A 14,196-nucleotide genomic window follows, 5' to 3' on the forward strand; every position below is an offset into this window, starting at 1 on the left:
TCAGAAATCGCTCTCCGGGTGCAGCTCGTGGTATTTGATCGCTTCCACGGCGACGGCGGCGGCGGTGCCGAAAATGGTTTCCACCGAGGCGGTGCGCGGGAGTTGAGCGGCAGGTCGGGCGAGGCCGAGGATGAGCTGGCCGTAGTTCTGCGCGCCGCCGAGGTGCTGCAGGAGCTTCAGGGAGATGTGGGCGGCATCGAGGTTCGGGAAAACCAGGACGTCGGCGGTTTTCCTGGCTGCCGCGTCCGGGAGCTTGGTCTCGGCGGCCTCGGGGTCGATGGCGACGTCCGCCTGAAGCTCTCCGTCGAGGTCGAGGTCGAGCGTTTCGCGGAGGATCCGGTCTTTTGCCAGGGCGGTGGCGGCGACGATTTTCTGCGCTTCCGCCGTGGTGGACGAGCCTTTCGTGGAGTGGCTGAGCAGGGCGACGCTCGGCCTGCGCCCGAGAAAGTGTTGGGCGAGCTTTCCGGTCTCGATGGCGATGGTGGAGAGCTGGTTCACATCCGGCTGCGGGATGAGGCCGGTGTCCGCGAGGAAAAGGATGCGGTCTTCCCCGAGCAGCGGGAAATGCGGGGCAACGAGCAACGTGACTCCAAAGATGCGCGGCACATCCGCCTCCGGCTTGATGTTGTGGAGCAGGGCGCGGAAGTAGGCGGCGGGGATCGCCTGGTTGCCACCGACGATGGCATCCGCATGCCCGTACTGCACCATCATGGAGCCGAAGTAATGAGGGCGGATGATGGTTTCCTCGGTGTCCACCTGGCCGCTGTCCCGGTAGCGACCCATGTTTTCCGCCCGTTTCACGAAAAGGGGCAGGTCGGAGGAGCTCTTCGGATCGATGATGCGGACGAAATTCAGCGGGATCCTGTTTTGTCCGGCCATGGCGCGGATGCGCTCCGGGCGTCCCAACAGGATGGGGGCGACGGCTTCCGCGGCGACAAGCCGGGCGGCGGCCTCGATGACGCGAATGTCCTCGCCTTCCGTGAAAACCACCCGTTTCGGATGGCGGCGAAGCTGCCCGATGAGGTGCTGGGTGACTTTGTTGTGGTCCGCAGGGTTGGATTCAGGCATGAGGAAAGTTCGCTTGGGGAATTGGAAAACATCCTGCCCGCGCTCAGGCCGGGAATCAACACCCGACTTTACGGCTCCCGTTTCCATGGGAGGGAAGGCTCCGTCACGCCAAAATCCCCTCCACCACCTTCGCGGGGGTGACTCCGGTGGGCTTCTGGTTCAGTCCCTGGAAGCGGAAGGTGAACCTGTCGTGGTCCATGCCGAGGCAGTGGAGGATGGTGGCGTTGAGATCGCGGATGTGCACGGGGTTTTCGACGATGTTGTAGGAGTAGTCATCGGTCAGCCCGTAGCTGGTGCCCGCCTTGGTGCCTCCGCCGGCGACCCATGAGCTGAAGCAGCGCCCGTGGTGGTCGCGGCCGGTGCCGAGCTTGCCCTGGCTGTAAACGGTGCGCCCGAACTCCCCGCCCCAGATGACGAGCGTGTCTTCGAGCAGCCCGCGCCGGTCGAGATCGGTGATGAGTGCGGCGGATGCCTGGTCGGTGTCATTGCACTGCGCCGCCAGGTGGGTGGGAAGGCTGAGGTGCTGATCCCAGCCGCGGTGGAAAAGCTGGGTGAAACGCACGCCGCGCTCGGCCATGCGGCGGGCGAGCAGGCAGTTGTAGGCGTAGGTGCCCGGGCGGCGGGCATCCTCGCCGTAGAGTTCGAAGACGGAATCCGGCTCGTCGGAAAGATCCGCAAGCTCCGGCGCGGAGGCCTGCATCCGGAAGGCCATTTCGTACTGGCTGATGCGGGTCTGGATCTCCGGATCGCCCAGCTCGTCGTGGCGGATGCGGTTGAAGGCGGCGAGATCGTCGAGCATCGCGCGGCGGTCGCTGCGGGTGATGCCTGCGGGGTCGTTGAGGAAAAGCACAGGGTCTTTCCCGCTGCGGAACTGCACGCCCTGGTGGCTGGATGGCAGGAAACCGCTGCCCCAGAGACGTGAGAAAATCGGCTGCCCCGGGTTTTTCCCCGTGCCTTGGGAGGTGAGGACGACGTAGGAGGGAAGGTTTTCGTTCATGCTGCCGAGCCCGTAGGAGACCCACGAGCCCATGCTCGGCATTCCGGGAAACTGCGATCCGGTGTTGATGAAGGTGATACCGGGGTCGTGGTTGATCGCCTCGGTGTGCATGGAGCGTATCACCGCGATCTTGTCCGCGATGCCTGAAGTGTATGGCAGGTATTCGCTGATCCACTGGCCGCTCTCGCCATGCTGCGCGAAGGGTTTCAGCCCCTTGCAAAGGGGGAAGCTTTTCTGCCCGGAGGTCATGCCGGTGAGCCGCTGGCCCTGGCGGACGGAGTCAGGGAGATCCTTGCCATGAAGTTTTTCCAGCTCCGGCTTGTAATCGAAGAGGTCGATGTGGGACGGCCCGCCGGATTGGAAAAGGTAGATGACTCGCTTTGCCTTGGGGGCGAAATGCGGGTTGCGCGCAGGCAGGGCGGCGGCGGGGATTTTCAGATCCGCCGCGAGCAGGCTGCGGGCGGCCATCGCGCCGAGGCCGAGCCCTGTCAGGCCGAGGAAGCTGCGGCGTGAGACGGCGTTGGCTGGGTGTTCGAGCGGGTTCATGGCCTGTTGATGAGTTCGTCGAGGTTGAGGAGGATGGAGGCGAGCATCGCGTGGGCGGCGAGTTCCGGATTTTCTGCGCCGACGAGGAGCTTCGCGGCGGCGGGATCCTTTTCATAGCGGGCATGATGTTTTTCCAGCGCCTCAGCCAGCAGGGAAAGCTCCTCCGCCGTCGGCTCGCGCCCGGTCGCCATCCGGAAGCCGTAGCCGGCGCGGTTTGCCCCGCCCTCCGCGATCATGCGCCGCCCGAAGGCCACGGCGGCCTCCACGTATTGCGGCTCGTTCATCAGGACGAGCGCCTGCAAGGGGGTGTTCGTATTGCTGCGTATCACCGCGCAGGTCTCACGCGTGGGCGCATCGAAAATGGCCATGGACGGAGGCGGCGAGGTGCGTTTCCAAAATGTGTAGATGCTGCGGCGGTAAAGCGAATCTCCGCTGCCCGGCAGGAATATCTGGGCCGTGAAGGGATGCTGGTAACCGAAGTGGCTGATCTCGCTCCACAGATCCGGCTGTGGCGGATGCACCCCGGGCCCGCCGAGCGTGGGATTGAGCAGGCCGCTGAGGGCGAGCGCCTGATCGCGGATGATCTCCGCCGCAAGGCGCGAGCGCGGCGAGCGGGAAAGCAACTCGCAGCGCGGATCCTTCTCCAGCATTTCCGCAGTGGCAACGGCGGACTGGCGATAGGTTTCCGAGCTCAGGATGGTCATCAGGGTGCTGCGCAGATCCCAGCCGTTTTCCACAAGATCCACAGCCAGCCAATCGAGCAACTCCGGATGCGTGGGCCATGATCCCTGGTTCCCGAAATCGCCTGCCGTCTCGACGATGCCGCGCCCGAAGATCATCTGCCAAAGCCGGTTCACCGCGACGCGGGCCGTGAGCGGATTCTCCGCGTCAGTGACCCAGCGGGCGAGATCGAGCCGGGTCGCCTCCCCTTCCCCGCCGATCGCCGGAAGCGCCGATGGTGTGCCGGCCGTGACCTCCTCGCCCGGCTGGTCGTAGGCGCCGCGCCCAAGGATGTGCGTCTTGCGGAGGCCGGGCTTGTGATCCATGACCATCACCGTGGTCTTGCCGCGCTTGATCTCCTTTTCCAGCACGCCGATCTCCACATCGATGGTCTTTAGCGTGATGCCTGCCAGGCCCGCCAGCGGGCCACCGGCCTTGATGAAGGCCTCGTTGAGCGCCTTCCAGTGATCGTGGGTGCGCTCCGGGCGCGGGATATCTAACAGCTCTCGCGGAGCGGTGGCGGTGGCCTCCCAGGATTCGCGGGCGGCGACGATTTCCGCCGAGGGATGGGAGCGGAGATATTGCAGCTCGGAGATCCTTTTGCCCACGCCGGCCATCCCGCCATCGCCGAGCGGCGACCGGTATTCGATGACAGGCGGCGAGCTGGCGTTCGTCGCGCCCTTGCCGCTCTCCGTGGAGCTGTTGAAAAATGCGAAGAAGCGGTAGTAATCCTTCTGCGAGATCGGGTCGTATTTGTGGTCGTGGCACTGGGCGCACTTCATCGTCAGTCCGAGCATGGAGGTCGCCACCGCATCGACCTTGTCGATCGCGTAGGCCACGCGGTATTCCTCCTCGATGGTGCCGCCCTCGTGGGTGTTCATGCTGTTGCGGAGAAAGCCGGTGGCCGCGATCTGATCCGGGGTGGCGCCGGGAATGAGGTCTCCGGCGAGCTGCTCGGTGACGAATTGGTCGTAGGGTTGGTTTTTCCGGAACGCGTCGATCACCCAGTCGCGCCAGCCCCACATGTCGCGGTGATCGTCGATGGAGAATCCATGGGTGTCCGAGTAGCGGGCGGCATCCAGCCACGGCATCGCCATGCGCTCCGCGAAATGCGGCGAGTCCATCAGGGTGCGGATCCGTTTTTCCCAGCGATCCGGCGAGCTGTCCGCAAGGAAGGAATCGACTTCCGCAGGTGTCGGCGGCAAGCCTGTCAGGTCCAGGTGCAGGCGCCGCACCTGCGTCTCCGGTGGCGCGGGCGGGCTGGGACTGAGGCCTTTTTCCAGGAGGCCGGCGCGGACAAATCCGTCCACGGGATTTCCCCGGGTCTCCGCCTTGACCGGGGGCACGAAGGCCCAGTGCGGCTGGTACTCCGCGCCGTTCTTGATCCAGCTTTCGAGGATTGCGATCTGTTCCGGCTTCAGCGGCGGCAGGTGCGCCTTGGGCGGCGGCATCATCATGTCCGGATCGGTGGAGAGGATGCGGCGCAGCATCTGGCTCTTGTCCGGATCCCCGGGAACGATGGCCGCCCCGTCATCGCGCGCTGCGATCGCCTCCTCGCGGATGTCGAGGCGCAGTTCCCCGCCGCGATGCTCCGGATCCTGCCCGTGGCAGAGGAAACAGTTTTCCGAAAGGATGGGGCGCACCTCGCGGTTGAAATCCGGCCCGGCGGCCGGCGCCGTGGAAGCGAGCGCAAGCAAGGCTACGGGAAAGCTTTTCCAGATGGGGATGGTGGCCTGTCTCATGATTCTCGAGCGCGAAAACAATTCCGCCTGAAGCAATACGCTCACAGCGGGGGAATCTTCGCATGAAGGTTCCATTTCGCAAGCCCGGGACACGCATGGGCACCCTGTGATCGCTCATCGCTCCAGCAAGCCGCGCAGTTTTCCCACCGCGAAGCCGATTTCCTCCGGAGAGACGCAGAATGGCGGGGTGAAGGCAAGCACATCCCCCGCAGGCCCGTCGGGAAGGGCGATGATCCCTGAGCGCAGGAGGGCTTTGATGGCTGCGAGGGCGCGTTCGCCGCTGTCGGTCTCCACGCCCATCATCAGACCCCGGCCGCGGATTTCACGGACACAGGGCAAGCTGACCAGGGCTTCCAGCGCCTCGCGGAGGCGATCCGCTGCGGCCCGCACCATGGCTTCCGTGCTTGGCTCCCGATAGCGGAACAGCGCTTCGAGAGCCATCGCACAGCCCATCGGATTCCCCAGGAAGGTGCTGGTATGCAGCGCCTCGCCCGCGCTTGGAGGCCAGCAGTCCATCACCTCTGCGGAGCCGACACAGGCGGAGATGGGGAATCCGCCGCTGAGGGCTTTGCCGAGGCAGATGAGATCCGGCACCACGCCCTCCCACTCGCAGGCGAACATTTTCCCCGTCCGCCAGAACCCGGTGTAGATCTCATCGAAAATCAGGACCGCGCCGACGGCATCGCACCACTCACGCAGGATTTTCAGGAAACCATCCGGCGGCACCACGATCCCGCCGCGCCCCTGCACCGGCTCGACCAGCACAGCGCCGATGGAGAGCCCGTCGAGCTCCCAGAGATCGTCGGAAAATGTTTCCAGTTCCCCCGGCGTGCGCGGAAAAGGGAGCCGCTGGGTCACGGCCGCAAGCTGTCCCTCGAAGGGCTCGCGGAACCAGCCTATCCCCGCCCCCAGCAGCGTGCCATAACCCAGGCCGTGATATCCGCCCCCGAAGGAAAGGATCCCGCTCCGCCCCGTCGCCACCACCGCCGTTTTCAGCGCCGCCTCCACCGCCTCGAAGCCGGAATTTCCAAACAGGCACTTCCCCTTGCGGCCGGCCCATCTCCCGAAAGTGATTTCGGAGAGCGCCTCGCAGAGTTCCACCTTGATCCGCGCCGGGTGGACATCGCCCATCGCGTGCATCAGGGATGCGCTCTGCCCGCGCAGGGCATCCCCGGTGAAGCCGTAGCCCATGCCCGCCACCCCGAAGCCGCTGGTCATGTCGAGATACCGGTTCCCATCCACGTCCCACACGTTCGCCCCCTCCGCCCGCTCCCAGAAAATGGGCCAGTCATCTACTAGGAACGTAGTGTTCCGGCACTCCACCGCCGAGAGCCTCGCCGCCAGGGCATGGGATTTCCCGCCGGGGACATTTGTGAGGATCTCGGGTAGCACGGTGCGGAGCATCCGCATTGCGAGCCGGTCATTGAAGCGCAAAATGACCGGCTTGGCACAAGCCGGGGATTGCGGCATGCATCACCCTGCGCTGACCAGCGCATGCTTCGCCTTCGCCCCGAGGCGCTTGATCCGCAGCTCCTCCTTGCTCGCCTCGGAGCGGTTGCCGACTTCGCGTCGATAGACGATTTCGAGCGGCAGCCGCCCGCGCAGGTATCTCGCCGCCTTCGGCCCCTGGGAAAGGTGCTCGGAAAAACGCCGTTCCACATCCGTGGCGATGCCGGTGTAGAGCGATCCGTCGCCGCAGCGGATGATGTAAACCGACCAGGTGGAAGCGGGCATGGCCGCTTGTAGCGCCCACAGGGACGAAGGGAAAGGATTCCCCTGATTTCGCTTCCAAGCCGCTCTCCGGGTCACGAAGCTTCCGCGCATCAGCCCCTACCTCCAGCTCCATCTCCTGGTTTTCATTTTCGCGGCGACGACCATCCTCGGTCGTCTGGCTTCCGTCAGTGCTCCGGTGCTCATCACCTGGCGTTGCCTGATCGCGGCGGTCGCCGCTTTCCTGTGGATCGCGGCCATGCGGAACCGCAGGATCTGGCTGGGCTGGCGGAAGGTGGGGAAACTGCTCTGCATCGGTGCGATCATCGGGCTGCACTGGCTATGCCTGTTCGGAGCGGTCAAGATCGCCAACGTTTCCATCGCGCTGGCCGGACTGGCCACCATGTCGCTGTTCACCGCCTTCGCGGAGCCGCTTTTCACCCGCCGCCGCATCCGACCCTTCGAGGTCTTCATCGGCCTGATCGTGGTGGTCGGGGTGTGCCTGATCGCAGGGGTGGAGCAAGCGCATTGGCTCGGCCTTCTCATCGCGCTGCTCAGCGCGCTGTTCGCGGCGATTTTCCTCGTCCTCAACGGCATGCTCATGGTCGAAGGCGCGGATCCCATGGTCATGGTCGGCTGGGAAATGGCCGCCTCCGCCGCCGTCTGCCTTGCCGCCGTCCCAATCTTCGATCCCGCAGGCCTGCCCGCGCTCGGTGTCCGCGATGCATGGGATTGGCTCTGGATCGGCATCCTCGCGATCATCTGCACCGTCTTCGCGCAGGATCTGACCAACCGCCTGCTGCGCTCCCTCTCCGCCTACGACATCAACCTCGTCTCGAACTTCGAGCCGGTGTACGGCATCATCGCCGCCGCCCTCATTTTCAACGAGCATGAGAGCCTCAAGCCCGCCTTCTACCTCGGCGCGCTGACCATCATCCTGGCGAATTTCCTCCACCCCCTCCTGCGGAAGCGTTTCGGGTGAAAAGCGCCTCACCCCAGGAGCCGGGCGCTTCGTTCGTTTCGCCGGGCGCGTCGAATGCCGTCTTCCACGACCCTGGGGCTCAGCCAACATCAAGCGACTAGCGCGCAACGGAAGCACCCGGGGTTTTGGAGTGCGCTTGTTGCGGGAAGTCGAAGGTCAAGACGAGCGGTTCGGTTCCCGTGTTCTCGATTTCGACACCACCGCGATCAAGCGCGGCTTGGGTGATGAATCCGATCTCGGGATAGATTTCGCCAAGCTTCATGTCCAGGTGATATCGCACTTCGAGTTTCCCAACCCGGCCGATGCCGCCATTGGTGTGAAACAGCGCGGGGCTTTCCGGGCAGAACTTGGTCTTGCTACCCGGCGCGACGATGAGGCGGAGAATCGAGGCCTTCTGGTCGCCGAGGAAATCACCGTAAACGATCCACTTTGCATCCACCCCATCGCCTACAAATTCTTCGGCGGTGATGGCCGGGCGCGAATTCTTCTTCACGAAGTTCGGATCCTGGTTCGCCTCGAAGTCGAACGTTTCGACCAGGAATTCCCAGTCTTCGTGCCGGTTCTTCGGATAGTCCTCTTCGCGGCAGGCGTAAAACGCATCGGCCGCCCCGATCCGCCCATCCAGCGTCAGATCCTCGGCCAGGAAATGCTCGTCCATCGTGACGTGCAACTCGTGCGTGCAAAGGTTCGTCGGTGAGTGCAGCACCCCGTTCGGCATCACGAAGCCGTTATCAATGTGCATCATCGTGTGCGGAGACAAATGCCGGACGCCGTTATACTCGCCCTGCCCCCAGCTCTTCATGCAGGCGAGGAACTGATCCTTTGTCACGAACGGGTAGAGACCCATCGCCGTGGTGTGATAGTGCGACGGGCTGACTCCGGGATTGTCGTATGAATTGATGTCGTAAACTTCCCATTTTGCCCAGTGGAGGTGGTGGGGAATGGGGTTCAGGTTGTCGAATTTCTTGGACACGATGGGCCAGGTGACCTTGCCGAACAATTCCCTCGAAAGTGACGTGGCTTTCTCTCCCATGACGGCTCCAGGATTGGCCTCAATCAAATCCTGAAGTGAGATCACCTGACCGCTCGGCGTGAGGACGTGCGCTTCCCCCTCACGAAAAGGCGCCTTTCCCGTGCGGGTATCGATGACGCCTGTCACGATGGGCACGGTGCAGCACATCCAGACCTCATCGAGACCCGTCCCATTCATGTAGTCCGGGTAGTACGATTTCTCATCCAGGCGAAGGCGCCTTCCCGGCGTGCAAAATGTCCGGCCGGCATAGCGGTGGAGGAGTTGCAGCACCCCGTCGTTCTGATTGATGATCTCATCGAGAATCGAATCCGATGCTCCATCGATGACATCGTGATGCGGGTATTCGTGCAGTTTGTCCGGGAGAATTGATGTCGAGGTGGGCATGGGAAATAGATTCCAAGCATTGAGAGATAGAGGCAAGAATTAATAGCGCTGGCGATGGAGGCTCACAAGAGATAGGGATAAGTCATGTGGATACGCCTTCACGCCCTCTTCGCCGCTTCATGCCTTGCCTCCTCCTGCCGCATCTATGAGGGAGGTGGGGAGCCAGGTGTTCGGCTTAGGGTGGGTGAGTCAGCTGGAATCGTTGAACGAAATGTCACCTTGGTTTCACTCGGGAAATCCTCTGCTAGGGTGAAGATCGACTCAGGCCGTACAGCCCAGGTGCTGACCCTCGGTCATTACGAGCAGCTTGATTTCACTAGAGGCCTCGTGCTTCACGAATCGGATCCCGGAAAACAAACGGCCAGAATCACCGGATTTCGCATAAAACGGACACTCAACCCGTATCAGCCGTTCTGAAAAACGCCTAGGGAATCGCGAATCAGCTTTTCCGTGCTCCAGTCGAAGTTTTTACAGGCGGCGGAGACGCCACCCGTGACCCAAGGCGCGGGGACGCGCCTACTCCATTGACGCTGGCGCAGGCTTGTTCCACGGTGCGGCATGGCGTGGGATTTCAACAAGGTGGCAATCGTTGGATCGGGCGCGATCGGCCTGTATTATGGCGGCAGGCTGGCGGAGGCGGGAGGGGATGTGAGCTTCCTGGCGAGATCGGATTTCGATGAAATTTCCGGGAATGGCATACGGGCGGAGAGCGTTGCCGGGGGCTTCCATCTACCGGAGGCCAAGGTCTTCCGCAGCGCGGAGGAGACCGGTGCGGTGGATCTGGTGATCGTTGCCTGGAAGGCGACTGCGAACGGTTCGCTTGGCGCGGTGCTGCCGCCTCTTCTTCATGCCGGCACGCAGGTGCTGACCTTGCAGAACGGTTTGGGGAACTGCGAAAGCGTCGCGGAAATCGTGGGGGCGGAGCGTGTCTGCGGAGGGCTGTGCTTCGTGTGCATCAATCGTATCGCCCCCGGAACGGTATCGCACACCTCGGGAGGGAGGCTGACCATCGGGGAGTTCGCACCGGGCGTCCCGGGAAGGGCGGAGATCTTGGCGGCGCGTTTCCGGGAAGCGAAGATCCCCGCAGCCGCAACGGAAAACCTGTTGGTCGCCCAGTGGGAAAAGCTGATCTGGAACGTGCCTTTCAACGGCCTTTCGGTCGCCGAAGGCGGCAAGGACACGAAGGAGCTTCTCGCAGATCCCCGCATCGAGGCCGAGATCCGCCGCCTCATGGAAGAGGTTGTCGCCGCCGCGCGAGCCCAGGGGATTTCGCTCGATCAGGCCTTGGTTGATAAGAACATCGAGCGCACCCGCCCGATGGATGCCTACCGCCCTTCTACGATGATTGATTTCCTGGAAGGCCGCGAACTTGAACTCGGGCCGATCTGGGAGGAACCGATGCGGCGCGCGAAGGCGGCCGGGGTGGAGATGGCTGCGCTGGAAAAGCTGCTCCTACGTATGAAAAGGCGTTTGGCGGAACGGGGCTGACAACTTGGTTTCTCTGCCTTTCACGCTTGCGGGCAGTGTCCCACCACCCCTTCGCCGGACCTATCGTCCCGCCCTCAAACAGTTTTGCCAGGGGCGAGGTCTTGCGGCGGCCCCCACGTGAGATCATCACGATTTTGCTGTGGCCCAAGGAAACGAGCTCCGGACAGCAGTTCGTAGCGCGGGTGTTTTCCTGGGGCTCGTGCTGGCGATGGCTACGTTCATGCTGTGCCCGAACAGCCCGAGCACCGCGAAGGGTTGCGCCGCGAACCACGACAGGACAGGCCGCGAACCCGCTTGCACCACCCAGGCATCCGGTTCGCAATTCATCGCACTGCCGGTGATTCCTTGTACCATGAGATCGATGTGTTAGGAACACCATCGGACATCCCCGAACCCTCTGTCGCCCTCCTCGGAGGACTTGGTGCAATGCTTCTGCTCCGCCGCAGAAGGTTCTGATTTTCATTCATGGCCATTAGTTCTCATATTCGCCCTGGCCGTTGATCCGGATCAGGGCGTTTTGATGTCGCCGCCGAAGGTGAGGCGGAGGGGAAGCCCACTGCGCCGGAAGTCAGGATTTCCTAAGGCGGCGCTCCGGCTGGAACTGCCACTCTGCCGCCCTGTTGCTTCTACTGTTCCTGCTGTCGGCGCATCTGCTCCTGCTGCTGGCGGGCACGCTCTTGCTGCTCCTGCTGCTGGCGTTGCATTTCCTCCTGCTGCTGGCGGGCGCGTTCTTGCTGCTCCTGCTGCTGGCGTTGCATTTCCTCCTGCTGCTGGCGGGCGCGTTCTTGCTGCTCCTGCTGCTGGCGTTGCATTTCCTCCTGCTGCTGGCGGGCGCGCTCTTGCTGCTCCTGCTGGCGCTGCATTTCCTCCTGCTGCTGGCGGGCGCGCTCTTGCTGCTCCTGCTGGCGCTGCATTTCCTCCTGCTGCTGGCGGGCGCGTTCTTGTTGCTCCTGCTGGCGCTGCATTTCCTCCTGCTGCTGGCGGGCACGCTCTTGCTGCTCCTGCTGGCGCTGCATTTCCTCCTGCTGCTGGCGGGCGCGTTCTTGCTGCTCCTGCTGCTGGCGCTGCATTTCCTCCTGCTGCTGGCGGGCACGCTCTTGCTGCTCCTGCTGCTGGCGTTGCATTTCCTCCTGCTGCTGGCGGGCGCGCTCTTGCTGCTCCTGCTGGCGCTGCATTTCCTCCTGCTGCTGGCGGGCGCGTTCTTGCTGCTCCTGCTGGCGCTGCATTTCCTCCTGCTGCTGGCGGGCGCGCTCTTGCTGCTCATTCGCTTGCTCCTCTTGCGCACCGCGACGGGTTTGTTGCTGGCGGCTGCCGGGGGGAGCCTCCTCTTTCGGCATTCCTTCCGCCTGCTTCCGAAGCTCCTCTGCCTGCTCGCGCTGGCGAGCCTGGGCTTCTTCGATCTGGCGGCGCGCTTCCTCAGCCTGTGCCTTGCGCTGCTCAAGGGCTTCCTGAATTTTTCTCAGCTCCTGCTGGCGGGCTGTTTCCCCTGCCGGTTCGGCGGGTTCCTCCATCTGCTGGTTCCCAGCCTCCTTCCTGGTGCGCGCCGCCTCCTCGGCAGCGGCCTGTGCCGCCCGACGTTCCTCCTCGAGCTTGGCTTTGCGCTGCTCGATCATTTCCTGAAGCTTGCGGCGCCTATCGTCCTGCGGAGTCCCTGGCTTAACGGGCTCCGGTGCCGGGGCGGCCTCTGGTTGTATGGGAGCCGGAGCGGGCGGAACCACTTCCGGAACCACCGGGGTGGGCTCAGGCTCCGGGGCTTCCGGACGCATTCCGGGACGCTCCGGACGCTCCGGCCTGCCGGGGGCTTCCGAAGGGACAATGCCCGGAGGAACCTCCGGAACTTGAGGCGTGGGAGTCACGCCGGGAGGGAGAACGGGTTCCCCCGGATCTCCCGGTGTTGCTGGCTCCGGCGAAATCGGGATCCCCGCAGGCGGCGTACCATCCGGCTGCGGCTCCACAGGTGTGCCGGGGAGCACTGGAATTGGCACACTGCCATCCGGGCGACCGGGGCGTCCCGGACGATCCGGACGGACATTCGGCCTTTCAGGGATGACAGCGACCGGCGGCTCCTGGGGCGCGCCGGGACTTGCTTCGTTCGCGTTTCTTCCCGCCTCCTCACGGCCTCTCTCCAAGCGTTCCCGGCGCTCACTCTCGAATCTTTCGCGCCCGCCGGCATCCGCCACGATACGCTCTGCATCCCTGCTCTCCTCCCTGCGGTGCTCGGAAAACTCCCTGCGCACATCCTCCGGCAGCTCGCGCGACCGCTCCACGGAGACACGCCCGAGATCCCTGCTCACCCTTTGCGGGCTGAGCGCCTGGTTCCAGTCCGCATCCATGCGCGGGGCGACGACACGCAGATCCCTGCCATCGAAACGCGAGCCCAGGCTGCGCCCGCTCCTGCCGAAATCAGGGCGCTGATCCATGTTCAGGCGGTGGATGGGGAACGGCCTTCCGATTTCCTGGCAAACCCTCTGGTATGCTGGGCCGCCGAGGAAAACGCGCTCATTGTCGACCCGGTAGCGTGTTATGTTGCGCGAGCTGCGGATGATGACCGTGTTCTGTGCCACGGGCAGGCAGTGGTTTTGTATTCCACTGCCGAAATTGCGGTATGACACGAAGGAGAACCATGAGCTTCCGATTCCGAAGTTCACCTCCACGGATGAATCCCATGAGCGATCCCGCCAGGCGAGCGTCTCAGGCGGGAGCGGTGCCCAGCCCACATATCCGGGGCTTTCCCGCCATGTCACCCATGCAGGCGCCCACTGGTTGCCAGGCACCCAAACCCAGCCGACGTTCCTCAGGAGCGCCCAGCGCCCGTAGTGGTAACAGGCCCAGCCGAATGGCTCGTCGGAGACCCATGTCCAGCCCTGGTTGGTGAATGCCCAGCGGCCGCGGGTGTAGGGCCGCCATGAAGAATCGCGCACGACCGTGGGCTGATAGACATAGCCGTAGTCCGAGCTGTTGAACCATGATCCGTAATTCGCCAGCGGGCGGTAGAAATTGTCAAAATCCCCTGTCGGGCCACTGACATAGGTTTTCCGTGTGACCGGCAGGGCACGGAGCGGCTCGCGCCCGGCCATGGACAGCTCCTTTTCCTTCAGCTCGCTCTCCAGTCCGGTGAGCTGCTGCTCGCGCGCATCGATCTCCTCCCGCGCCTGGGAAAGCCTGCCCTCCCTTTCATCGAGCTGCCGCTCACGGAGTGCGAGCGCTTCGGCCGCCGCCGCATCCTGTGCGCTGCGGTCTTGCTCCATCGCGAGGCGCTGCTGATCGATCAAAGTCCGTTCCCTCTCGATCGCCTCCAGCTCTGAGGTGAGTTTCTGGATGGCGAGCTCATCTTCCAGCTGGCGCTGCCGCTCCTGCGCCTCCGCCGCCTTTTTCTCAAGCTCTCCGAGTTTCTTGTCCAATCCCGCATCCCGCTTGTCGCAGGAAACGAGACCGAGGGCGGCGCAGGCCGCAAGCGCGGCGAAGTTCATGGTTTTCATAGGTCGTGGCGACGGGTTCGCAGGGGTTTTGACACGGGGGATGAGGA

At 63.7% G+C, this 14,196-nt stretch carries 9 protein-coding genes; 2 read left to right on the forward strand and 7 right to left on the reverse strand.

What is annotated here, in order from left to right; translation table 11 throughout:
• From HZ994_10530 to HZ994_10550, 5 genes are all read right to left on the reverse strand, one after another.
• Positions 1–1,068 (reverse strand): hypothetical protein, encoded by a 1,068-nt coding sequence (locus HZ994_10530; protein QTN32749.1) that lies wholly within the window; start codon positions 1,066–1,068, stop codon positions 1–3.
• A 103-nt stretch (positions 1,069–1,171) separates the two neighbouring features.
• Positions 1,172–2,611 carry a DUF1501 domain-containing protein gene (locus HZ994_10535; GenBank protein ID QTN32750.1) on the reverse strand — a complete coding sequence of 480 codons (1,440 nt, stop codon included), beginning with the start codon at positions 2,609–2,611 and terminating at the stop codon, positions 1,172–1,174.
• Positions 2,608–5,073, reverse strand: a complete 2,466-nt coding sequence (locus HZ994_10540; GenBank protein QTN32751.1) for a DUF1553 domain-containing protein — start codon at positions 5,071–5,073, stop codon at positions 2,608–2,610. The genes HZ994_10535 and HZ994_10540 overlap by 4 nt, the downstream gene beginning before the upstream one ends.
• 114 nt (positions 5,074–5,187) lie before the next feature.
• Positions 5,188–6,465, reverse strand: coding sequence for an aspartate aminotransferase family protein (locus tag HZ994_10545; protein QTN32752.1), 1,278 nt, complete (start codon positions 6,463–6,465; stop codon positions 5,188–5,190).
• Positions 6,466–6,546: 81 nt separating this feature from the next.
• A complete protein-coding gene (locus tag HZ994_10550) occupies positions 6,547–6,807 on the reverse strand; it encodes a GIY-YIG nuclease family protein (GenBank protein ID QTN32753.1) in 261 nt (86 codons plus the stop codon).
• Positions 6,808–6,982: 175 nt separating this feature from the next.
• Here HZ994_10550 and HZ994_10555 point away from each other — a divergent pair, with 175 nt between their 5' ends.
• Entirely contained in the window at positions 6,983–7,765 is a 783-nt protein-coding gene (locus HZ994_10555; protein ID QTN32754.1) for an EamA family transporter, read from the forward strand.
• Positions 7,766–7,862: 97 nt separating this feature from the next.
• Here HZ994_10555 and HZ994_10560 read toward each other — a convergent pair whose 3' ends face one another.
• Complete coding sequence (locus HZ994_10560; protein ID QTN32755.1) at positions 7,863–9,182, reverse strand: hypothetical protein; 1,320 nt, start codon at positions 9,180–9,182, stop codon at positions 7,863–7,865.
• Positions 9,183–9,740: 558 nt separating this feature from the next.
• Here HZ994_10560 and HZ994_10565 point away from each other — a divergent pair.
• Positions 9,741–10,670, forward strand: a complete 930-nt coding sequence (locus HZ994_10565; protein QTN32756.1) for a 2-dehydropantoate 2-reductase — start codon at positions 9,741–9,743, stop codon at positions 10,668–10,670.
• Positions 10,671–11,296: 626 nt separating this feature from the next.
• On the opposite strand, the gene HZ994_10570 is transcribed toward HZ994_10565, so the two are convergent.
• Positions 11,297–14,149 carry a hypothetical protein gene (locus HZ994_10570; protein QTN32757.1) on the reverse strand — a complete coding sequence of 951 codons (2,853 nt, stop codon included), beginning with the start codon at positions 14,147–14,149 and terminating at the stop codon, positions 11,297–11,299.
• Positions 14,150–14,196: the final 47 nt, after the last annotated feature.

It is taken from the genome of Akkermansiaceae bacterium, assembly GCA_017798145.1.
Lineage (GTDB): Bacteria > Verrucomicrobiota > Verrucomicrobiia > Verrucomicrobiales > Akkermansiaceae > Luteolibacter.